The organism is Candidatus Hamiltonella defensa 5AT (Acyrthosiphon pisum) (assembly GCF_000021705.1).
Taxonomy (GTDB): Bacteria; Pseudomonadota; Gammaproteobacteria; order Enterobacterales; family Enterobacteriaceae; genus Hamiltonella; species Hamiltonella defendens.
In genome coordinates, this window is record NC_012751.1 from 358,927 (window position 1) to 380,352 (window position 21,426).

Consider the following 21,426-nt stretch of genomic DNA (forward strand, 5'->3'; position numbering starts at 1 on the left):
ATTTCTTATTCAGCTTAATACTTTAGTTAGGCTTTCATTCTCGCTTAGCACAAGAGAATTACTCCTCTTGCACCGAGTAAGTGGCAATAAGGTTTCGGATCAACCTTACCCTTTTTCAAGGGACTTCTGTGGTGCAACTTTCACGTCGCACGTATTCAAAAAAGAGGAGAAAGGATACAATACGTCTTAATGTTGAAATGACCCATCTTGAGCGTTGTCAAAATCTTTGAAGAGATCAAAATAAACAGATAAGGTGTTTTTAGATAACGATTTGAAAAACAGTATCCTGGAAACTGTTTTGTAATATCTACCATAAATGGAGTAACAAACGCTGCAATGGCATAAGACGTTTGTTGCTATAAAAAACAGACCTACACTACTAATCAAAAAATAATGAGTAAATGTCAAATGAAAAGAATGTTAATTAATGCCACTCAGCATGAAGAATTGAGAGTTGCACTCGTAGATGGACAAAAATTGTATGATTTAGATATTGAAAGCCTGGGTTATGAACAAAAAAAGGCCAATATTTACAAAGGCAAAATTACTCGAATTGAGCCTAGCTTAGAAGCCGCTTTTGTTGATTATGGTTCTGCAAGACAAGGTTTCCTTCCATTAAAAGAAATTTCACCTGAATATTTTTCACCGAATTATTCCAATCATGGCGCTCGCCCTAATATCAAGGATGTGTTATCTGAATCCCAAGAACTGATTGTTCAAATAGATAAAGAAGAGCGCGGCACAAAAGGGGCGGCATTAACGACTTTTATTAGCTTGGCGGGAAGTTATCTGGTCTTGATGCCGAATAATCCTGGAGCCGGAGGGATTTCCCGACGTATTGAAGGCGATGATCGAGCGGAGTTAAAAAAGGCGATGGCCTCTTTAGAGCTACCAGAAGGTATGGGTTTAATTGTCCGTACTGCGGGTTTAGGTAAATCCTCTGAAGCATTGCAATGGGATTTGTCATTACGACTTAAACATTGGGATGCAATAAAAAAAATAGCAGAAAATCGCAAGGCACCTTTTTTAATTCATCAGGAAAGTAACGTGGTCGTTCGTGCTTTCCGTGATTATTTACGCCCTGATATCAGTGAAATTTTGATTGATAATCCCAAAGTGCTTGAGCTCGCAAAAGATCACATCACAGCGCTTGGACGGCCTGATTTCAGCAATAAAATCAAACTTTATACAGGTGAAGTCTCGTTATTCAGCCATTATCAAATTGAATCACAAATTGAATCTGCTTTTAAACGCGAAGTACGTTTGCTGTCTGGCGGCTCTATCGTGATCGATACCAGTGAAGCTCTGATTGCAATTGATATCAATTCGGCCCGGGCGACCAGCGGTGGGGACATCGAAGAAACCGCGTTGAACACAAATTTAGAGGCCGCTGATGAAATAGCGCGCCAACTTCGTTTAAGGGATTTAGGTGGGCTGATTGTCATCGACTTTATCGATATGGGCCCTATTCGGCATCAACGTGAGGTAGAAAATCGCTTACGTGAAGCCTTGCGTCAAGATAGAGCCCGTATTCAGATTGGCCGTATATCTCGATTTGGTTTACTTGAAATGTCTCGACAGCGGCTGAGTCCCTCTTTAGGCGAATCGAGTCATCATGTCTGCCCACGTTGCAGTGGTACAGGTACTGTCCGAGATAATGAATCTTTAGCACTGTCAATTTTAAGGCTCATTGAAGAGGAAGCGCTCAAAGAAAATACGCATGAAGTACATGCGATTGTTCCAGTAGAAGTGGCTTCATATCTGCTGAACGAAAAACGAGATGCTGTGAATGCAATTGAAAAACGCCAAGAGGGTGTCCGTGCTGTGATTGTGCCTAATGCTCAAATGCAAACTCCTCATTACACAGTGTTACGAGTTCGTAAAGGTGAGGAATCCCTGACCTTAAGTTATATGCTGCCTCAACGTTATGAAACAGAAATGCCTCAAACGCAAGATGACCCATCAAATGGACGTAAGCACTGCGAAGAGCCCGCTCTTTCCAGCTTATCATTCCCAATCAAAAGTACTGATATATCCAATAAAAATGGCGCTCACGGGCTCAACAATGCACGGCCAGAAAGAAGTTTCTTTCAAACGTTGATAACTGTGATTCAACGTTTGCTGGGATGGATCAAGAAAAAAGAAACCCACGGCCTTGAATCTAAAAATACAGCAGCTCAACCTCAAGAGAACGCCTATGTAAATCGGAAAACTGATACACGTAAGGAACGATCTCCAAGAGAACCTCGTGAAGATCTGGGGCGCAATAAGCTTTCTCGTTCGCAAACCGCGACTAGAGACAAAACTAAAAACAAAAATAATAGAATTCAATTAGAAGAAGACGAGAATGTGCAGGCGAATAAACCCCAAGCTGCTGAACGCCCACGTCGTCGTCAACAGGATAGACGTACGAATACACCTCATCCTCAAATAATAGAGCAAGAAGCGAAAAGTCTGATTGAGCCTCTTTTAACTCAAGAGGAAGAAGTGCCACATAAAGAAACACCGAAAAAAATCCCGCCACGTCGTTCGCAACGCGCATTGACTCAAAAAATACGTTTAAATCAGACATCTCATCTGACAAACGCGGTCGATATCACCATTCGAGATCAAACGCCCCATGAAACACCTGTGATGATTGAAGAACAGCAAAATGCACCGCCGATACCAGAAGAAGCCACTGGTTTGACAGAGAAGGCAAATGAGACCATGGCAGAAGAAGTGGAAAAACACATGGCCCCTACCTCGGTCAATGAAAATAGTACATTCCCCCGCCGCTCACGTCGTTCACCTCGTCATCTTCGTGTCAGTGCTCAAAAGCGCCGGCGTTATCGTGATGATCCTGATACTGTTCAATGTACAATGCCTTTAAAAAGTGCGGTGGACTCACCAGAATTCGCTTTTGGTAAAATTTGTCTGAGTGCCTTTTCTGAGCAGATGATAAACCCCGATATTCTGTTCAATGATGATGTTCATCTAAAGGAAAAGAAACAAGAGAGACAGGAAGACAAACAGGAAAAATCAGCATCTGTTGAATATGTAGAAAATTCGAAAAATGAGCAAATTGCCGCCACAGAATCTGAAAAAAAACAGGTTTTCGCCCCTGTAACAAAAGTCTTTGTGATCGATCAAGCGGTGTCTTTTCCGACGAATTGGAGGTGGCAGCCTTCTTCATTTATTTCTGAAGACAGTACACCGGCAGGAACACAGAATGCCATCCATCATGCCAGTGTTCCTGCCGGTAGGCCAGAAGAAGTCAAGTAGCAACGATACTAGACCTGCTTCACATTTGAAAACTGAGATAACTATAGTGTCGCAAATACTTAAAATTCGTCGCCCAGATGATTGGCATGTTCACTTGAGGGATGGTGACATGCTTCAAGCAGTACTGCCTTATACCAGTGCGGTCTTTCGTCGTGCAATCATCATGCCAAATTTAATATCCCCCATCAAAACGGTGCGAGAAGCGGTTGAGTATAAAAACCGCATTCTAAATGCGTTGCCTTCTGGGCACTCTTTTCTCCCTTTGATGACTTGTTATCTGACAGATGACTTTCCTGTTAAAGAATTGACATCTGGTTTTGAACAAGGAATATTCACTGCCGCTAAATTGTATCCTGCTCACGCTACGACAAATTCCTCAAAAGGGGTTTCTGATATTCCGGCCCTCTATCCCTTATTTGAACAGATGCAAAAGCTGGGGATGCCATTGTTGGTACATGGCGAAGTGGCTTCTCAACAGGTAGACATTTTTGATCGAGAAGCTATTTTTATCGAACAGGTATTAGAGCCCCTTCGAAAACATTTTCCAGCGCTTAAAATCGTTTTTGAGCATGTAACAACAAAAGAAGCGGTGAATTATGTTAAGGAAGGAGGGCGCTTTTTGGGAGCGACCATCACGCCTCAGCATTTATTATTTCATCGTAATGATATGCTGGCAGGCGGGATCCGCCCGCATTTATTTTGTTTGCCCATCCTGAAAAGGAGTGAGCACCAAAAAGCATTACGTGACGCAGTTTCTAGCGGACACCCTCGTTTTTTTCTTGGCACGGATTCGGCACCGCACACTCAAAAAAATAAAGAGTCCGCCTGTGGTTGCGCTGGTGTTTTTAATGCGGTTTCCGCTGTGCCTATTTATGCCTCTATTTTTGAAGAGATGAACGCATTAGAACATTTAGAAGCTTTTTGTTCTCTTAATGGTGCTCATTTTTATGGATTACCAGAAAATCAAGATTTCATTGAATTAATCAAGGTTCCTTTTATTCAGCCGAAAGAAATTTTGATTGGAAAAGAGTCTCTCATTCCTTTTTTAGCGGGTGAGCAAATAAATTGGTCTATCAAAAAGTAAAACCCGCCGTATGGATAAATTAACTGTAAAACAACTGATCAAATTTGAGTACACAAAATGAATCATCCAACCCGATTGCCTTTAGATTTTACAGAAGCTGCGGCTCGTAAATTTAAAGAGTTGATTGCCAATGAACATAATTCCAATAAAAAGCTTCGGGTTTACGTTGAGGGGGGTGGCTGTAATGGTTTTAAATATATGTTTACTTTAGACGATAAAGTTAACGAAGGAGATCTGGCGATTAATAAGCAGGGTGTTTCTCTTGTCGTGGATCCCTTGAGTTTGGGGTACTTAATAGGGGGTATCGTAGATTATGTTGAAAGCATAGAATATTCACGTTTTATTGTAAAAAATCTCAATGCTAAAACCACCTGTGGTTGCGGCTCTTCTTTTAGCGTTTAGTCCCGCATTTTTGACACCCTGAATCTTTCCATCACTTTTCATGAGTCTCATGCTGATTATCCCAGATAAATTCAGATTTATCGGGTGCATTTTTTGAGTCAGATAATATTCGAGGATGAGATTTTAAGAAATTCATGATATCACGGCATAAAGGATCAAGACCCGTACTCTTTGTGGCAGAAATGATGTAGTATTTTTCGTTCCATCCTAAGGATTTGACGATATTTTTGGCCGTTTCTTCTGTTGCTTTTGAACACAAAACGTCGGCTTTGTTAAACACAAGCCAACGGGGTTTCTCAGCAAGATTGGTATTATATTGCTCTAATTCGTTGACGATCATTTTTACATTCTCAGCAGGATCTGAGCCATCAATAGGCACGATATCCACTAAGTGTAATAATACTTGGCAGCGTTCCAGGTGTTTTAGAAAATGGATCCCTAAACCGGCTCCTTGTGCGGCACCTTTGATGAGCCCTGGGATATCAGCAACCACAAAGCTTTCTGCTTGATCCACCCGAACAACCCCCAAACTCGGAATTAAGGTGGTAAAAGGATAATCTGCGACCTTAGGTTTTGCAGACGAGATGGATCGAACGAAAGTGGATTTCCCTGCATTTGGCAAACCTAACAAACCGACATCTGCCAGCAAAAGTAATTCTAAAGTGAGATCTCTTTTTTCACCGAGGCTGCCTAATGTTCTTTGACGCGGCGCTCTATTGATAGAAGACTTAAAGCGGGTATTTCCCAATCCGTGAAAACCTCCCTTTGCAACCATGACCTTTTGTTCTCGACGGACCATATCAGCCAGAATTTCACCAGTGGCGCAATCCAGTACCCTCGTCCCCACGGGCACTTTAAGGGTAATGTCTTGGCCTCTTTTGCCTGTGCAATCACAACTTTGCCCGTTATGACCGCTTTCAGCACGAAATATTCGGACAAAACGATAATCAATCAGAGTATTAATATTCTCATCCGTGATAAGATAAACATGCCCACCATCACCTCCATCACCTCCATTAGGGCCACCATAAGGGATATACTTTTCTCTTCTAAAGCTGACACAACCATTGCCTCCATCCCCTGATTCAACCTGAATACTGGCTTCATCAACAAATTTCATCTTTTATCCCTTATATAGATATTTTTTTTGAAGACGGTTCACTTTCAGCAAATAACGACGTGACTCGCTGGCTGAATGCCGAGTGCTGAGTATATGAAACACATCATCTGGTTTCATTCGGTTAATGACCTGAATGGCTTTGTTTTTATCTTTGGCAAATACGCGCAATACACTGCCCGCTCCCCCATTATAACCCGTAATAATCGCGTAACGGCGAGAAATGGGGTTTCTGATGGCTTTCAAATAGCTGTTTTTTAAAATAAACAAATAAGCGGTACCAACATCAATGTTATTTTTAGGATTGAACAGATAGCTTCGACTCGGTTGCCCATTTTTGCCTTTCATCTGAAAAACATCTTTCCCTGCGGTGTGTCTCATCACCTGCATTAAACCTAATGCGTCAGAAGAGCTGACAGCGTAAGGGTTAAAACTGGATTCAGTCTGAATAATCGCCAAAATCAAGGAGGTTTCAATCCCATATTTCACTGATGCATGCTTGATGAAAGGCCAATATTTTCTGGCTCGTTGATCGATATGATTGGGTACCAGCTTTAACGTGATTGACCAGATCAAGTGTATCCCAGAGCGCCTTTTCTGTATTTTTGTCTTTAACAGATAATCGGCAAAATGCCGTGCAGCCCATTGGGAACGAATGGGTTGGTGATGGTTATCCAATACTTGGCCATATAAAAATGGATGTTGACTGATGGTGATGTCGTTGAGGTCTGAATACAGATCAACAGAAGTGGGATCATCTCCCATCAGTAAGGTTGCAATCATAGCGTTACCTAAATGGCTTTTAGGATCTATGGTGGCTATGGTCTCAACTGTAATACTGCCTGCTTTAAAATTAATATGACTGCGAGTTTGATATTGATCTGTATATTTGACGTAATCTTGAGGACCTGCCATTAATATTTCATTAAATCCCCAAATGTTTTCAATATTGTGTGCAAATTGCCCCATTAAAATATCAAAGCTATTTGTGTCTTTGATGTAATCTAAATGATTTTCTTGATTTTTTTTCTTTGAACAAGAAATCAATAGGAGGATCATCAGAAATAAAATCGCTATTTTCTTCATTTTATGAACCAGATTTAAACAAAAAAAGAGGTCTAGTCTTTAGGTGGAATGTATCCCGAGACATGTACATCCTTACCTTCAAACAAAAACTGAATCATTTCACGCTCTAGTAATGCCCTATCTTCGTGATGAATCATGCTCAGCTTTTTTTCATTGATCAGCATAGTCTGTTTGTTTAACCAAAGTGACCAGGCTTCTTGAGATATGTCATCATAAATACGTCGCCCTATATCCCCTGGATAAATTTGAAAATCCTGTCCAATTGCCTCTTTTTTTAAAAAAGTACAAAAAATAGTTCTACTCATATCTGTTTTCCCTTTTTTTATTTTTATGCGAGCATTTTTTATTGTTCATATTCAGCTGTAGTAGCAAACGTTTCACCGGAGCCGCCAATCCTATTGATGGAGGCTCAGATAAGTGATACCAAAGACCTCTTTCCTTCTCCATACATCTGTTGTTTAAGCCTTTTGTTTTGAGTAAAAAAGGCAGAATATCTAAATGAAAATGTGTGAAAGTGTGACGAAAGCGCGCCAGAGGAGATAAATCTTCTTCTTTCAGCCCACGAATGTTCAACCAAAGAGCGAGCTCTGAAGCTTTGTTAAACTCTGGAAAACAAAATAAACCACCCCATAAGCCGATAGGTGGGCGTTGTTCAAGCCAAATCTGTTCTCCATTTTGTATCAAAAGAAAATACGCGGTTTTTTCAGGGCGTATTTTTTTAGGTTTTTTAGCAGGATAATCAGCCCAGCTGTGATTCGCAAAGGCCAAGCAACCGATCTGTAGCGGGCAAATCGTGCATTTAGGCGTAGAGCGAGTACATATCATCGCGCCAAGATCCATCATCGCTTGATTAAATGCCGCAGCATCAGAAAGCAACATCCTTTCTTCACTGAGGTTCCATAATGTTTGCTCCACTTCTTTTTTGTTTGGCCAACCCTCTATTGCATAACAGCGGGCCAATACTCTTTTCACATTTCCATCCAGAATAGGAAAAGATTGCCCCATCGCCAACGACAAAATAGCACCGGCGGTCGATCGGCCAATACCTGGTAATGCAATGATATCTGAAAAAGCCAAAGGAAATTGCCCTTGATGTTGAGCAAAGATCGTTTGGGCGGCCTTATGCAAATTTCGCGCACGAGCATAATACCCCAGACCTGTCCATAGATGTAATACTTCATCTAAAGAGGCTTGAGCGAGGGCTTTGATATTTGGGAAGCGCGTCACAAAACGCTGAAAATAAGGGATCACGGTTACAACCTGTGTTTGTTGCAACATGACTTCCGAAAGCCATACACGATAAGGGGTTTTATTTAATTGCCATGGCAAAGTTTTCCGGCCATGTTGGTGATACCAGTTAACTAACATTTCTGAAAATTTTTTTGCCTGCATCCCAATTGGTATCCAACCAATAAACTCAATGAGTTCAAATCATACCGTTTTTTTCTGATATTGCAGCATAGAGTCTTGAAACTGTAAACTGGCGCTTTTTTTATTTCTCAAAGATAAAACACAATATGTTATCAATTTTAAAAGAAACAGAGGCGTTACGACCCATCCGTAGTTTTGTACGTCGTCAGGGGCGTTTAACAAAAGCGCAAAAATGGGCTTTAGATCAATACTGGCCCCAAATGGGTGTGGACTACCAAAACAGCTTGATTGACACGACTCAATTATTTAGGCGCAAAGCGCCACTTGTATTAGAAATCGGTTTTGGTATGGGGGATTCTCTGGTCACTACAGCGACACTGAACCCAGAACAGGATTTTTTAGGGGTGGAAGTTCATATACCTGGCATAGGCGCCTGTTTGAGATCAGCTCATGCCGCCCATGTGACGAATGTGCGAATTATTTGTCATGACGCCGTTGAGGTACTCAAACATATGATTGCAGATCATTCTCTAGAAAAAGTGCAATTATTCTTCCCTGATCCATGGCATAAAGCACGACATCATAAAAGGCGTATTGTACAACGCCCTTTTCTAGAGTTGGTGAAACGCAAATTAAAAGTGGGAGGATGGTGTCACATGGCGACCGATTGGCAGCCTTATGCCGAACATATGCTCAAAGTTATTTCAACGATCGACGGTTACAAAAACCTTTCTGTTAGTGAGGACTATGTAGAACGACCTGAATCAAGACCTTTAACCAAATTTGAAACCAGAGGTAAAAAACTAGGTCATGGTGTTTGGGATTTGGTATTTGAAAAAATAACTAAAGAAAGCCTGAAAAAGGGGGAGTAAAAAATTTGGCTCCTCTGACTGGATTCGAACCAGTGACATACGGATTAACAGTCCGCCGTTCTACCAACTGAACTACAGAGGAATAGATTGAACGAGGCGCATGATATCCAGTCGCTTTTGTACTGTCAACGCTAAATTATGGCAAGAAATTTAAATATAAATTGAGGCTCAATAGTTTAATGATGACAGATCGGTTTTATTTTCATCTTAATCTTGCCAGTTATTATCCAAGGCATAACGATAAAGCGCATTTTTTTTGACATGATGAATTTTAGAGGTCAAAGCCGCTGATTTTTTGATGGAAAGCTCAGAATGTAATAAACGAAAAGTTTCTAATGCCGCATGAGGCAAAGAATTGTCGGATTTGATTCGATGGCCTTCCATGATAAGCACCATTTCCCCACGATGACGATTTTTATCCTCTTTTATCCAATTGAGTAATTGTTGAACAGGCGCCCCATAAATCGATTCCCAAGTTTTAGTGAGCTCCCGAGCAAGCACCACATAACGTTCTTCCCCAAATATTGAGGCCATATCTTGTAAACTGTCGAGTATACGATGGGGTGATTCATAAAAAATCAGGGTCCTCTTTTCTTCAATTAATGCCTTGAGCGCGTTTTGACGCGATGGAGCTTTTGACGGTAAAAATCCTTCATAACAAAAACGATCTGAAGCAATTCCTGAAGCAGATAACGCCGCAATCGCAGCGCAAGCCCCAGGTAATGGCACAACACGAATGCCTTCCTCTCTGCAACTGCGAACCAGGTGATAACCCGGATCACTGATTAATGGTGTGCCCGCATCCGAAACCAGCGCAATACTCTGACCATTTTTTAATTTTTCAAGCAAGACACCTGTTTTTTGATGTTCGTTATTGTCATGCAATGCAAATAGCCGAGTGGCCTTAATATTAAAATGCTTTAGTAAAAGACCTGTATGACGGGTGTCTTCTGCTGCAATCAGATCAACATGATTTAGTACACTTAAAGCTCGATGTGTGATATCCCCTAAATTCCCGATGGGGGTGGCAATGACATAAAACGTGGAAGCAAAAACGATTTGCTCATTATATTGATGCATTTTTTATCCCAAAAAATATATCGTAAAATAATTATTATTTTTAATAAATAAAATATGATTAATAATAAAAAAATTTTTTAAGATGATTCGAAATAACATGTTTTTCGCCATTAAAAAAAGCAAATGAATGAAAAAAATCGATCATGGTTTCAAAAATATAAAAACACCCTGCAATATATTGAGCTCAATTTCAAAAAGTCTCTAAGGAGATGCATGTTTTATAGGGCATATTTTAAATCGAAGCCGATGATTAAGGTTTTATGCCCCTTTTTTTTATTGGGCATTTCCCTGTTAGCCTCCTCTTTTTTGGGAGCCTCTGATCTATTGCTCTATAAAAAAAACAGTGACAAAAAAGTACAACTTGAAACACTTCAACAGGAAATCGAAAAAAAAGAAAAAACGGTTCAGGAGAAACAGAAAAAACGGCATCAATTATTGAGTCAATTAAAAAAACAAGAAAAAGAGATTGAAAAACTGAAGCGAACATTAGCTCTTTCAAAAAACGCCATAAATAAAATCAATGAAGAAATCACTGAATTTTCAGAGTCTATTGATGCCTTAAAAAACAGCCTGAAAGCACAACAGTTGATGCTTGCTCAACAACTCGATTTTGCTTTTAAGCAAGGGAAAACGCACGGTGTACAATTTTTATTAAAAGGTGAAGAAAGCCACCTTTCTCGGCGTGTGCTTGCCTATATAGATTATTTGAATCAGGCCCGAGTCAACTCTGTTAATGAGTTAAAAAATACTCAAATCAATTTAAGCGAAAAAAAAAGCATATTAATAAAGAAAAAAAATCAACAGAACACATTATTAGATCAGCAAAAAACGCAACAGATAAAATTTAAAAAAATTTCGCGGGCACATGAAAAAAATTTATCATTATTAGAATCCTCTATTGAAAAGGAGAAGATCTCTCTTGATCATTTGAAATCATATGAAACACAATTGATAAATGCCATCCTCAAGGCACAACGAGAAGCTCACATTCGTCATGAATATGAAGAAAAAAAAGGCAAGAAATATCAGCCTAATAATCGTGAGCGTTTTCTCGTATCTCTCACCTCAGGAATAGGAGCACCCAAAGGGAAAATAAGCTGGCCCGTAAAAGGCACTCTGCTTCATCATTTTGGTGAATCACTACAGGGTGAACTGCGTTGGAAAGGGATGGTCATTGCCACAAATGAAGGTGAACCCGTAAAAGCCATCGCTGATGGCTATGTTTTATTGGCTGATTGGCTACAGGGATACGGTCTGGTGGTAGTCATAGAGCATGGTAAAGGGGACATGAGTTTATATGGTTATAATAAAAAAATATTGGTTAAATTAAATACACAGGTGAAAGCAGGGCAAACCATCACGTTAGCGGGCAGCAGCCCTTTGGAAGGGAAACCTGCGCTTTATTTTGAAATACGTCGACAAGGTCAAGCGGTCAATCCACGGCTTTGGCTTAAAAAATAACAACGATTCATTATTCTGTTGATTATTTCATCGTCAATATTGTTTGTTCACTTTTTTGATTACCTTACATTGTCATTTCAAATTATAGCCATCAAGGATCTTAAATGATGTTTTTTAGTTCCACTTTCTTTGTTTTATTACTATTTGCAATACTGGGTCTAATCAGCAAAAACATGACGTTGAGCATCTCTGTAGTGTGCTTGTTTTTTCTGTCTTTTATTTATCCAAACCTGATTTTTCCCTGGGTTGAAAAATATGCATTAAAAGCCGGGATCCTCATTTTAACTATCGCTGTGTTAGCGCCGATTGCCAGTGGAAAAATCAATGCGCGGGACATTTTTAATTCTTTCACTCACTGGCAATCCATCCTGGGCATTCTCATTGGTGTCTTCGTTTCTTGGTTAGGAGGGCGAGGGGTTTCATTGATGAGTCATCAACCTTCAGTGGTGACAGGTTTGCTGGTGGGCACCATTTTAGGTGTGGCGTTTTTTAAAGGCGTGCCTGTGGGACCTTTGATTGCAGCGGGGCTGCTTTCACTCGCACTTGGCAAGTTTTAATTTAGTGAAAACGCAATGGGTCACGCATCAAATAAAAATGCGAGCACAAGGTATCCGTCGTTTATTAATCATCAGCGGCGATACGCGCTGGTGCTTAGAAACCGCCGAAGCTTTTTGCCAGTGGTTACAGGGCGATTGGATATGGGTGGGTGACGCTCGTTTAAGCACAGATCCCCTGATTGGCACTAAGTCAGTGAAAAAGTTACTGGGCCAAGAACGATTGCATGGCGTTTTTGATGCCACAAAAGGGTTAGATATCGATGCCTTGGCCGTGTTAGCAGGCGTTCTGAAAGCAGGGAGTTGGTTGTTAATGTTGTTGCCACACTGGGATTCCTGGCACAGGATGCCAGATCGAGATAGCCTTCGTTGGAGCGAGCAAAAACATCCTATTCCTACCCCTTATTTTATCTCTCATTTTCAAAGGATACTTTTATCTCACCAAGAAGTTGCCTATTGGCGGCAAGGATCGTCACCTCAGCTCCCCATAGACATAAAACGGCCAAAATGGAGAGCGCCTATAGGGCAGCCAACTTCAGAACAACAAACCATTTTAAATACATTGCTGAGCGCAAAAACGGGCACTTGGCTACTGACTGCGGCTCGAGGACGTGGAAAATCGACTTTAGCGGGGATGTTTCTTTCACAATGTTCCGGTGTTTGTTGGGTAACAGCGCCGAGACAATCTGCGATTCAAATTTTAAAAAATCACTCTGGTAAAGAGATCACTTTTGTAGCGCCTGATGCACTGTTGAATGACTGTCTGAAACATCAGGTGGACCACGTCAATTGGTTGGTGATTGATGAAGCGGCTTCTTTCCCTATTGCGCTCTTATCGAAATTATTAGGCTATTTTCAGCGGATTTTGCTGACCACGACCATAGATGGCTATGAAGGCACAGGACATGCCTTTGTATTGAAATTATTTTCTCAGTTTCCAAAGGCGCAATGGTTGACTTTAAACCAACCTATACGATGGGCAAAAAGTGATCCACTAGAGCAGATGTTAAATGAAATAATGATGTTGAATACAATCCCGACTGAGCTCGAAGAGCATCTACCCAAAAAAATCATCGCTTTTACGCAATCAGACGAGTTATCTCAACCTCGTTTTTTGCAAGCATTTTATAAGATTGCTCTCTGATGCCCATTATCGGACTTCAACAAGAGATTTACGTCGTCTTATGGATGCGCCCGGGATGCACTTTTCGGCGACTTTATCCGGAGATTGTATTTTAGCGGTTTTATGGTTAGTCGATGAAGGAGGCTTAGATGAGCGATTAGCGAGAGAGATTTGGGCTGGACATCGTCGCCCTCCCGGGAGTTTGGTTGCCCAATCATTGTCGGCACACAGTGGGCAGTGGTGGTCACCTACATTACGCTCAAGACGCATCAGTCGAATTGCTGTCATGGAAAAATATCGCCGGCAAGGCATTGCCAAGCAAATGATCTTATTTGAAATCACACGTGCAAAACAGGCAGGTTTGGATTTTATTTCTGTCAGTTTTGGTTATGAACGTGAATTAAATGATTTTTGGATGGCCTGTGGATTTAAAGTGGTACGTATAGGATCCCACAATGACACCTGTAGTGGTTGTTGCACGTTGATGGCCATATTCCCACTCAGCCCGGCAGGAGAGCATCTTTATGAAGCCGCAAAAAAACAAATGATTCGAGATGCCCCGTGGTTAAAAGCGAACTTCCCATTTGTTTTGGAAAAGAAAGAGGAGTCACAAGAACTGAATGAAGAAGATTGGCGTGAGCTCGCAGGTTTTGCTTTTGCCCACCGCCCCTTATCTGCAAGTTTGGCGTCATTACAACGTTTATTAAAACAACGATGCATAAAAAGCGCTTGTTCTCTTATTCATTTACGCAAGTACTTACAAAAACATACATCACAAAGTCACCCCATTGGATCCCTTGATTTCACTGGCCGAAAAGCACTTATTGTCTGTTTGCGAAATGAAGTCAAGCAAGCTGTATCTTGTTTAGATAAAGAGAAATCGATTGCCTGGGCAGCTTGGGTGGAAAACAAATAATTAATGTGGGTTGATTATTTTCAAATTTGTGGCCCTGAACGGCCAATGCTCTTTGCTAGATATGATACCGATGAGATACAAACAGACAATAGCTCAAAAAAATCTCTCGATTACATCAAGAATTTATGTAGGGAAGTCAGAGATTGTCAGGGAGTAAATTTATCCAGAAGCAATCAGCGTCAGTGCTTTTTCAATACGAGCTAATGTTCGGGCTTGACCGATGGCATGGATAGTCAGATGTAAAGCAGGAGATTGAGCTTGGCCTGTAGCCGCAACCCGTAATGGCATCCCTATTTTTCCCATCCCTATTCCAAGTTCCTTTGCAGTACTTTCAATTGCATTTTGGATCTCTTCTTTTGCCCATTCAGAAAGAGCAGCCAATTTGATGCGAACCTGTGACAAAGGCTCATATGCCTGCGCTCGCAGGTGTTTTTTTGCTGCATTTTCATCAAATTGTTCGAACTCCTCATAAAAATAACGGCAGGATTCAGCCATTTCTTTCAAAGTTTTACAGCGCTCGCCTAGTAATTTGACTATTTCAACCAATTCAGGGCCTTGATCAGTATTGAATCCTGCTTTTTCAATATGCCAGGCAAGATGTACCGCCACCTCTTCTGTTGGCAAATGATTAATATAATGATGGTTTAACCAAAGTAATTTTTCTGTATTAAAACTGGCCGCAGATTTACTGACCGCCTCCAGGGTAAAAAGCGTTTTCATCTCATCGACAGAAAAAATTTCCTGGTCACCATACGACCAGCCTAAACGAACCAGATAATTGAGTAGTGCTTGAGGGAGATAACCTTGATCACGATATTCCATGATACCAACAGCATTAAAACGTTTTGATAATTTTTGACCGTTTTCTCCGAGAATCATGGAAACATGAGCATATTCTGGAATAGGTGCATTCAACGCTTTTAAAATATTGATTTGCCTAGGCGTGTTATTAATATGATCTTCACCTCGAATCACATGAGTAATACCCATTTCCCAGTCATCAATCACGACACAAAAGTTATATGTGGGTAAACCATCGCTGCGACGAATAATGAGATCGTCCAATTCTTTGTTGCTAAATTTAATTTCTCCACGGATCTTATCTTTAAAAATAACAAAACCTTCTTCTGGATTACCAAAACGAATAACCGAAAGTGTTTTATCAGAGGGCGGATTTTGATGATGTCTACATCTCCCATCGTAACGGGGTTTTAAACCCTCCATCATCTGTTTTGTACGTAATTTTTCTAAACGTTCTTTACTGCAATAACATTTGTACGCCGTTCCATTATTCAGCATGGATTCGATGACGCTATTGTAGCGATCCATTCGTTTCGTTTGGAAGTAGGGTCCTTCATCCCAGCCTATATTTAACCAATTCATGCCATCCATAATCGCATCAATGGCTTCTTGAGTAGAACGTTCGAGATCAGTATCTTCAATACGAAGTACAAATTCACCACCCATATGATGCGCAAATAACCAGGAATAAAGCGCTGTGCGTACTCCACCTATATGAAGATATCCTGTAGGGCTGGGAGCAAATCGGGTTTTTATTTTCATTAAGATTGATGCCTTTATTTCTTTATTTGAGCCAAGCAGAAGAGATTTCTGCCTGCTTTTAATAAAGTGATTCAAATGGATTCACTGATCCATGGCATATTTTTTTAATTTTTTACGTAGAGTGCCACGGTTAATACCCATCATGTTGGCAGCAAGAGTCTGGTTACCCTCAGTATATTCCATTACCATCTCAAGGAGAGGTTGTTCCACTTCAGCTAATACCAAAGAGTAAAGTTTGGTCACATTTTGAGCGTTTAATTGAAAAAAATAATTTTTCAATGCCTGTCTTACTGAATCACGAAGAAGTGTTTTCATGGAATGATTTTCCATATTGGTGCTGTTAGAAATGAATACGTCGTAATTTTCACGATATTCGAACATAGCTCAGCTCTTTTGGATTGATATAAAATTTTTTAAAGGGACGACATAGTACGCATTTTCATCTTAAGAATAAAGAATCGGTTTTGAAAAAAATAGCATTAAGTTTTCTTTATTGAGGATAAAATTTATTGACAAGCAAACAGTAAAAAGGCAAATTTTACGGCTTTTAACTTATATTCAATCAATTTATTTGGGAGTTAGCTTTGGCCAATATCAAATCAGCGAAAAAACGTGCTATTCAATCTGAAAAACGTCGCAAACATAATGCCAGTCGTCGTTCCATGGTGCGTACTTTTATCAAAAAAGTATATGCCGCCATTTCTTCTGGCGATAAAAAAGCAGCAGAGACAGCGTTTGCTCAAATGCAGCCCATCATTGATCGTCATGCTTGCAAAGGATTAATACACAAAAATAAGGCCGCGCGTCATAAATCAAACCTAACAGCGCAAATTAATGCAATGTCTGAGGATAGCCTGTTGAAAAAGAGAAGAAGCGAGGGCTGTGAATTCAAGGCACCTGAAAAGCCTGTTTGAAATAATTGCACGCTAGGCCCAAACGAGTGAAAAGCGCAGTTAACGTAGAGTAAATGCGCACTTTGAGTGCGCTTTCGATGAAGGATAAGCAACAAACAAAAGGTTTCAAACAGGCACGGAGGTAATTTTTTATTTTTCAAGTCAAATGCTTAATGTCTTCCCTTCTTGGCTTTTTAGTGTTTTTTCGGTAAAAATACCTTTAAAAGGCTATAACCTAAAACAGCAGATACCGTCGAGCCCAGTAAAATACCCAGTTTCGAATAGGTATTTAATTCTAAATGGGAGCTGTCAAAAGCCAATGACGCGATAAATATCGACATGGTGAATCCAATACCACAGAGCACAGAAACCGAAAAAATATGTTTGAAATGAATTGAATTAGGTAATTTTGCAATCCCCGTCTTAACCGAAATCCAGCTAAAAATGAAAATACCTAAAGGTTTGCCGATTATTAGTGCAGTGGCAATGCCCAACGGCAGCAATGAAGTCAATCCTGAAAAAGAAACGCCAGACAAAGAAACGCCGGCGTTAGCAAAAGCGAACAAAGGCAAAATCAGATAAGCCACCCAAGGATGTAAACCGTGTTCTAATTTCTCTAAAGGTGAATGTTTTTTTTTGGTGCGCAAAGGGATCATAAAACCAATCAGCACTCCTGCCAAGGTGGCATGAATACCCGACTTTAAAATACTGACCCACAATATAAAACCAATCAATAAATATAATGAAGTTTTATCGACCCCTCGCCAGTTCATACAAGCCAGAAAAACCGTCGCAACAACAGCAATACCAAACGCCAGCCAAGAAAGATTCGCCGCATAAAAAAGAGCAATGATAATGATGACTCCAAGATCATCAATAATCGCTAATGCCAATAAAAATACTTTTAAACTGTTAGGGACACGATCTCCTAAAAGTGCCATCACGCCTAAAGCAAAAGCAATATCTGTCGCTGCAGGAATAGCCCATCCCTGACGAGTAAGCTCATCTGAACCGTTAAACAGCAAATAAATGATGGCGGGTGCTAACATTCCCCCCAAAGCGGCAATTGCAGGGAAGAGGGCTTTATCACGACCTGCAAGAGAACCTTCTATTAATTCACGCTTTACTTCTAAGCCCACTAAAAGAAAAAAAATGGCCATCAAGCCATCATTAACCCAGAGCAGTAAAGATTTGCTGATATCTAATGTGGAAATTCTGAATGTGATGGGGATATCAAGAAATGATTGATACAGATCTCGCAAGGGACCGTTTGCCATCCCCATTGCAATGACGGCAGCGATGATTAAAATAATCCCACCAGAGGCTTCTAGGCGTAAAAATTGACGAATCACATTTTTCATAAAAACTCCTATTAATCAAAAAAATAAAAAGTGGCCATATTGACTTTTTTGACGCAAACAGAAAAAAATCATGATTGATTAATGAGTTAAATTATCGAAAAATTTTTTCATACTTTCCAAAAACTTTTTAGTTTCAGGGGTATTTTTTTTAGAGGAAGTTTCACAAAAGCTTTGATCTAGATCCCTTAGTAGCTTCTTTTGTTTTTCATTGAGATGAACAGGTGTTTCAATAAAGACCGTACAGAATAAATCACCTGGCGTCTTTTTTTCAGGTTTAATGCCTTTATTAGGGATACGAAAACACTGACCTGTTTGAGTTTCTGGAGGTATTTTTAATTTTATGGCGCCATCCAGAGTGGGGACTTCGATTTCTCCTCCTAGAGCAGCAGTCGTGAAATTGATAGGCACTTTACAGTATAGATTATTCTTTGAACGTTCAAAAATATGATGACGATCTACATGAATTTGAACATAAAGGTCACCACTGGGGGCACCCATTTCTCCGACTTCGCCTTTACCGTTTAAACGGAGGCAATCATTCGAGTCTATTCCCGCCGGGACTTTAACAGAAAATGTTTTTGGTTCTTCGACTTTGCCTTGTCCACGACATTGACGACAAGGATCTTTGATCATTTGACCCTGGCCATGACAACGAGGACAGGTTTGTTGTATTGTAAAAAACCCTTGTTGCATATGCACTTCTCCTACACCTCGGCAGGTCGTACAGGTCACTGGGCGAGTGCCCTGTTTAGCACCACTTCCTTTACAGTGCTCACAGTGTACTAAAGTAGTGATATGAATTTCTTTGCTCGCCCCACGTACTGCTTCTTCTAAGGTTAAATTGAGGGTATACCTCAGATCTCTGCCACGTTGTGTTCTTTGTTGATGTCCTCCAAAAAAATCACTAAAGACATCATTAAAAACGTTGGAAAAATTTGAAGAATTGTGAAATCCACCTCCCATTCCGCTCTGTTCAAAAGCCGTATGACCATGTTGGTCATAAGCCGCTCTTTTTTGTTGATCAGAAAGAACTTCATACGCTTCTTTCATTTCTTTAAATTTTGTTTCTGCGTCTTTATCTTTATTACGATCGGGATGATATTTTTTCGCTAAGCGTTTATAGGCATCTTTAATGTCTTGCTCGTTTGCATTTTTAGCAATACCTAAAATTTCATAATAATCTTTCTTACTCATTTTTTCCGCCTTGAGATAGCATACACGGGCGCAGAGTTTCCTCAACGCCCGTGATGGCTTTTAACGTAGCATTATTTGACGATTCGTAGGCCCGAACACTCAGGGAGCTTGGCCTTAAGGGCAGTTATTTTTTATCTTTAACTTCTTCAAACTCAGCATCAACAGCATCTGCTTTTACATCGCTACTGTCGTTTTTTTCTGCATTATTAGAAGACGAATTTTGCTGCGATGCTTCCTCTAACTTAGCAGAAACCATCGTCAGTGCATTGGCTTTACTCTCTATGTCTGTTTTATCTTCACCTTTTATGGCGGTTTCTAACGCTTTCAATGCTTGTTCAATAGACGTTTTCTCTTCAGGAGACACTTTATCTCCTGCTTCCTTCAATTTTTTATTTGTAGCATGTATTAAATGATCTGCCTGATTACGGACTTGAATTAATTCCTCAAATTTTCGGTCTGTTTCTGAATTGGATTCCGCATCCCGTACCATTTTTTCAATCTCAGCTTCACTTAAACCAGAAGACGCCTTGATGGTGATCTTTTGTTCTCGGCCTGTGTTTTTATCTTTCGCTGACACATGCAAAATGCCATCTGCGTCAATATCAAAGGTCACTTCAATTTGTGACGTACCACGAGGCGCAGGCTGAATGCCATCTAAATTAAATTGACCCAAGGATTTATTATCGATTGCTCGCTTACGTTCCCCTTGAAGCACATGGATGGTCACGGCAGATTGATTATCTTCAGCTGTTGAAAACACTTGGCTGTGTTTCGTTGGAATTGTGGTATTTTTAGAGATTAAAGAGGTCATCACACCGCCCATGGTCTCAATACCGAGCGAAAGAGGAGTGACGTCTAATAACAATAAATCTTTCACTTCACCGGATAAAACACCCCCTTGAACAGCGGCTCCAATAGCGACAGCTTCATCAGGATTCACATCTTTACGAGGTTCTTTACCAAAAAAATCTGCCACTTTTTTCTGAACCATGGGCATACGTGTTTGGCCCCCGACCAGTATGACATCATCAATATCAGAGACAGATAAACCGGCGTCTTGTAAAGCGACCTTCAACGGTTCAATAGAGCGTGACACCAAATCTTCTACCAGTGACTCAAGTTTGGCACGGGTCACTTTCATATTCATATGCTTAGGACCAGTCGCATCTGCTGTAATGTAAGGAAGATTCACATCTGTTTGCTGAGCAGAAGACAATTCAACTTTCGCTTTTTCAGCCGCTTCTTTTAAACGCTGCATCGCCAAAGGATCTTTTCGTAAATCAAACCCTTGTTCTTTTTTGAATTCATCCACCAAATAATTGATTAAACGATTATCAAAATCTTCACCACCCAAATGGGTATCACCATTGGTTGCCAACACTTCAAAAGTTTTTTCGCCGTCTACATCATCTATTTCAATGATAGAAATATCAAAAGTCCCTCCTCCGAGATCATAAACCGCAATGGTGCTATTCCCTTTTCCCTTATCTAAACCGTAGGCAATGGCCGCGGCAGTGGGTTCATTAATAATCCGCTTGATTTCTAAACCAGAGATCCGGCCTGCATCTTTCGTGGCTTGACGTTGCGCATCATTAAAATAAGCAGGCACAGTGACCACAGCTTCAGTGACAGTTTCGCCCAAATAATCTTCTGCTGTTTTTTTCATTTTTTTCAATACTTCAGCCGAAATTTGAGGAGGCGCTGTTTTTTGCCCTTTCACGCTGAGCCATGCGTCGCCATTATCTGATTCAAGAATGTCAAAGGGCATAATATCCTTATCACGCTGTGTTTCTTGGTCTGAAAATTTTCGACCCACCAAACGTTTGATCGCAAAAAAAGTATTTTTTGCATTGGTCACCGCCTGACGCTTGGCGGGCTGACCGACAAGTGTTTCACCATCGTCTGTATAAGCAATGATAGAAGGCGTTGTACGATCACCTTCACTGTTTTCGAGTACACGAGGCTTGCTACCGTCCATAATAGCAACACAAGAATTGGTGGTACCTAAATCAATTCCGATAATTTTAGTCATCTAACATCTCTCCAGTCAAAAGCATCATTTATAAAGTTACTTACGAATATGTG

At 40.5% G+C, this 21,426-nt stretch carries 15 protein-coding genes, 1 tRNA gene and 3 pseudogenes; 8 read left to right on the top strand and 11 right to left on the bottom strand.

The annotated features are described in order from the left end of the window. Positions 1–408 precede the first annotated feature (408 nt). The 3 genes and pseudogenes from rne to erpA all read left to right on the top strand — a co-directional run. A pseudogene (rne, locus tag HDEF_RS01805) lies at positions 409–2,911 on the top strand (ribonuclease E); the annotation flags it as partial. Positions 2,912–3,301: 390 nt separating this feature from the next. After that, positions 3,302–4,348 (top strand): dihydroorotase, encoded by a 1,047-nt coding sequence (gene pyrC / locus HDEF_RS01810; RefSeq protein ID WP_044612442.1) that lies wholly within the window; start codon positions 3,302–3,304, stop codon positions 4,346–4,348. 57 nt (positions 4,349–4,405) lie between these two features. After that, positions 4,406–4,750, top strand: coding sequence for an iron-sulfur cluster insertion protein ErpA (gene erpA / locus HDEF_RS01815; protein ID WP_012738073.1), 345 nt, complete (start codon positions 4,406–4,408; stop codon positions 4,748–4,750). A gap of 31 nt (positions 4,751–4,781) precedes the next feature. Here the strand turns inward: erpA and cgtA are convergent, their stop codons facing one another. Genes cgtA through mutY form a run of 4 tightly spaced genes read right to left on the bottom strand, consistent with a single transcriptional unit; the run spans position 4,782 to position 8,345 of the window. After that, complete coding sequence (gene cgtA / locus HDEF_RS01820) at positions 4,782–5,870, bottom strand: Obg family GTPase CgtA (protein ID WP_012738074.1); 1,089 nt, start codon at positions 5,868–5,870, stop codon at positions 4,782–4,784. A gap of 3 nt (positions 5,871–5,873) precedes the next feature. Continuing rightward, complete coding sequence (mltC, locus tag HDEF_RS01825) at positions 5,874–6,953, bottom strand: membrane-bound lytic murein transglycosylase MltC (protein WP_012738075.1); 1,080 nt, start codon at positions 6,951–6,953, stop codon at positions 5,874–5,876. A 32-nt stretch (positions 6,954–6,985) separates the two neighbouring features. After that, on the bottom strand, positions 6,986–7,258 hold the full coding sequence (locus HDEF_RS01830) for an oxidative damage protection protein (RefSeq protein ID WP_012738076.1): 273 nt from the start codon (positions 7,256–7,258) through the stop codon (positions 6,986–6,988). After that, positions 7,251–8,345 carry an A/G-specific adenine glycosylase gene (gene mutY, locus HDEF_RS01835; protein ID WP_012738077.1) on the bottom strand — a complete coding sequence of 365 codons (1,095 nt, stop codon included), beginning with the start codon at positions 8,343–8,345 and terminating at the stop codon, positions 7,251–7,253. Before mutY ends, HDEF_RS01830 begins: the two co-directional genes overlap by 8 nt. Before the next feature lie 125 nt (positions 8,346–8,470). Between mutY and trmB the strand changes: the two genes are divergently transcribed. Next, on the top strand, positions 8,471–9,196 hold the full coding sequence (gene trmB / locus HDEF_RS01840) for a tRNA (guanosine(46)-N7)-methyltransferase TrmB (protein ID WP_012738078.1): 726 nt from the start codon (positions 8,471–8,473) through the stop codon (positions 9,194–9,196). A gap of 6 nt (positions 9,197–9,202) precedes the next feature. On the opposite strand, the gene HDEF_RS01845 is transcribed toward trmB, so the two are convergent. After that, a tRNA-Asn gene (locus HDEF_RS01845) sits at positions 9,203–9,278 on the bottom strand. A 125-nt stretch (positions 9,279–9,403) separates the two neighbouring features. Continuing rightward, on the bottom strand, positions 9,404–10,276 hold the full coding sequence (gene rsmI / locus HDEF_RS01850; RefSeq protein ID WP_012738079.1) for a 16S rRNA (cytidine(1402)-2'-O)-methyltransferase: 873 nt from the start codon (positions 10,274–10,276) through the stop codon (positions 9,404–9,406). A gap of 213 nt (positions 10,277–10,489) precedes the next feature. On the opposite strand from rsmI, the gene envC reads away from it, so the two are divergent. The 3 genes and pseudogenes from envC to HDEF_RS13695 all read left to right on the top strand — a co-directional run bounded on the left by envC (position 10,490) and on the right by HDEF_RS13695 (position 14,330). After that, positions 10,490–11,737, top strand: a complete 1,248-nt coding sequence (gene envC, locus HDEF_RS01855) for a murein hydrolase activator EnvC (protein ID WP_044612244.1) — start codon at positions 10,490–10,492, stop codon at positions 11,735–11,737. A gap of 104 nt (positions 11,738–11,841) precedes the next feature. Then, entirely contained in the window at positions 11,842–12,294 is a 453-nt protein-coding gene (locus HDEF_RS01860; protein WP_012738082.1) for a DUF441 domain-containing protein, read from the top strand. 37 nt (positions 12,295–12,331) lie between these two features. Further along, positions 12,332–14,330: pseudogene (locus HDEF_RS13695) on the top strand (tRNA(Met) cytidine acetyltransferase TmcA). Positions 14,331–14,489: 159 nt separating this feature from the next. Here HDEF_RS13695 and gltX read toward each other — a convergent pair. Continuing rightward, entirely contained in the window at positions 14,490–15,893 is a 1,404-nt protein-coding gene (gene gltX, locus HDEF_RS01870; RefSeq protein WP_012738083.1) for a glutamate--tRNA ligase, read from the bottom strand. Positions 15,894–15,974: 81 nt separating this feature from the next. After that, positions 15,975–16,274, bottom strand: coding sequence for a DNA-binding transcriptional regulator Fis (fis, locus tag HDEF_RS01875; RefSeq protein ID WP_012738084.1), 300 nt, complete (start codon positions 16,272–16,274; stop codon positions 15,975–15,977). A gap of 203 nt (positions 16,275–16,477) precedes the next feature. Here fis and rpsT point away from each other — a divergent pair. Beyond that, positions 16,478–16,738: pseudogene (gene rpsT, locus HDEF_RS01880) on the top strand (30S ribosomal protein S20); the annotation flags it as partial. Positions 16,739–16,980: 242 nt separating this feature from the next. On the opposite strand, the gene nhaA reads toward rpsT, so the two are convergent. The 3 genes from nhaA to dnaK all read right to left on the bottom strand — a co-directional run bounded on the left by nhaA (position 16,981) and on the right by dnaK (position 21,373). Then, positions 16,981–18,147 (bottom strand): Na+/H+ antiporter NhaA, encoded by a 1,167-nt coding sequence (gene nhaA, locus HDEF_RS01885; protein ID WP_012738087.1) that lies wholly within the window; start codon positions 18,145–18,147, stop codon positions 16,981–16,983. A gap of 78 nt (positions 18,148–18,225) precedes the next feature. Then, positions 18,226–19,341 (bottom strand): molecular chaperone DnaJ, encoded by a 1,116-nt coding sequence (gene dnaJ, locus HDEF_RS01890; RefSeq protein ID WP_012738088.1) that lies wholly within the window; start codon positions 19,339–19,341, stop codon positions 18,226–18,228. Between the two features lie 124 nt (positions 19,342–19,465). Next, entirely contained in the window at positions 19,466–21,373 is a 1,908-nt protein-coding gene (gene dnaK / locus HDEF_RS01895) for a molecular chaperone DnaK (protein ID WP_012738089.1), read from the bottom strand. Positions 21,374–21,426 lie beyond the last annotated feature (53 nt).

Bases quoted from the DNA above. Each gene is read 5' to 3' on its own strand.
- HDEF_RS01830 (WP_012738076.1), bottom strand. From the start codon at position 7,258: ATGAGTAGAACTATTTTTTGTACTTTTTTAAAAAAAGAGGCAATTGGA.
- cgtA (WP_012738074.1), bottom strand. From the start codon at position 5,870: ATGAAATTTGTTGATGAAGCCAGTATTCAGGTTGAATCAGGGGATGGA.
- fis (WP_012738084.1), bottom strand. From the start codon at position 16,274: ATGTTCGAATATCGTGAAAATTACGACGTATTCATTTCTAACAGCACC.
- mltC (WP_012738075.1), bottom strand. From the start codon at position 6,953: ATGAAGAAAATAGCGATTTTATTTCTGATGATCCTCCTATTGATTTCT.
- dnaJ (WP_012738088.1), bottom strand. From the start codon at position 19,341: ATGAGTAAGAAAGATTATTATGAAATTTTAGGTATTGCTAAAAATGCA.
- trmB (WP_012738078.1), top strand. From the start codon at position 8,471: ATGTTATCAATTTTAAAAGAAACAGAGGCGTTACGACCCATCCGTAGT.
- rsmI (WP_012738079.1), bottom strand. From the start codon at position 10,276: ATGCATCAATATAATGAGCAAATCGTTTTTGCTTCCACGTTTTATGTC.
- gltX (WP_012738083.1), bottom strand. From the start codon at position 15,893: ATGAAAATAAAAACCCGATTTGCTCCCAGCCCTACAGGATATCTTCAT.
- erpA (WP_012738073.1), top strand. From the start codon at position 4,406: ATGAATCATCCAACCCGATTGCCTTTAGATTTTACAGAAGCTGCGGCT.
- HDEF_RS01860 (WP_012738082.1), top strand. From the start codon at position 11,842: ATGATGTTTTTTAGTTCCACTTTCTTTGTTTTATTACTATTTGCAATA.
- envC (WP_044612244.1), top strand. From the start codon at position 10,490: ATGTTTTATAGGGCATATTTTAAATCGAAGCCGATGATTAAGGTTTTA.
- mutY (WP_012738077.1), bottom strand. From the start codon at position 8,345: ATGCAGGCAAAAAAATTTTCAGAAATGTTAGTTAACTGGTATCACCAA.
- nhaA (WP_012738087.1), bottom strand. From the start codon at position 18,147: ATGAAAAATGTGATTCGTCAATTTTTACGCCTAGAAGCCTCTGGTGGG.
- dnaK (WP_012738089.1), bottom strand. From the start codon at position 21,373: ATGACTAAAATTATCGGAATTGATTTAGGTACCACCAATTCTTGTGTT.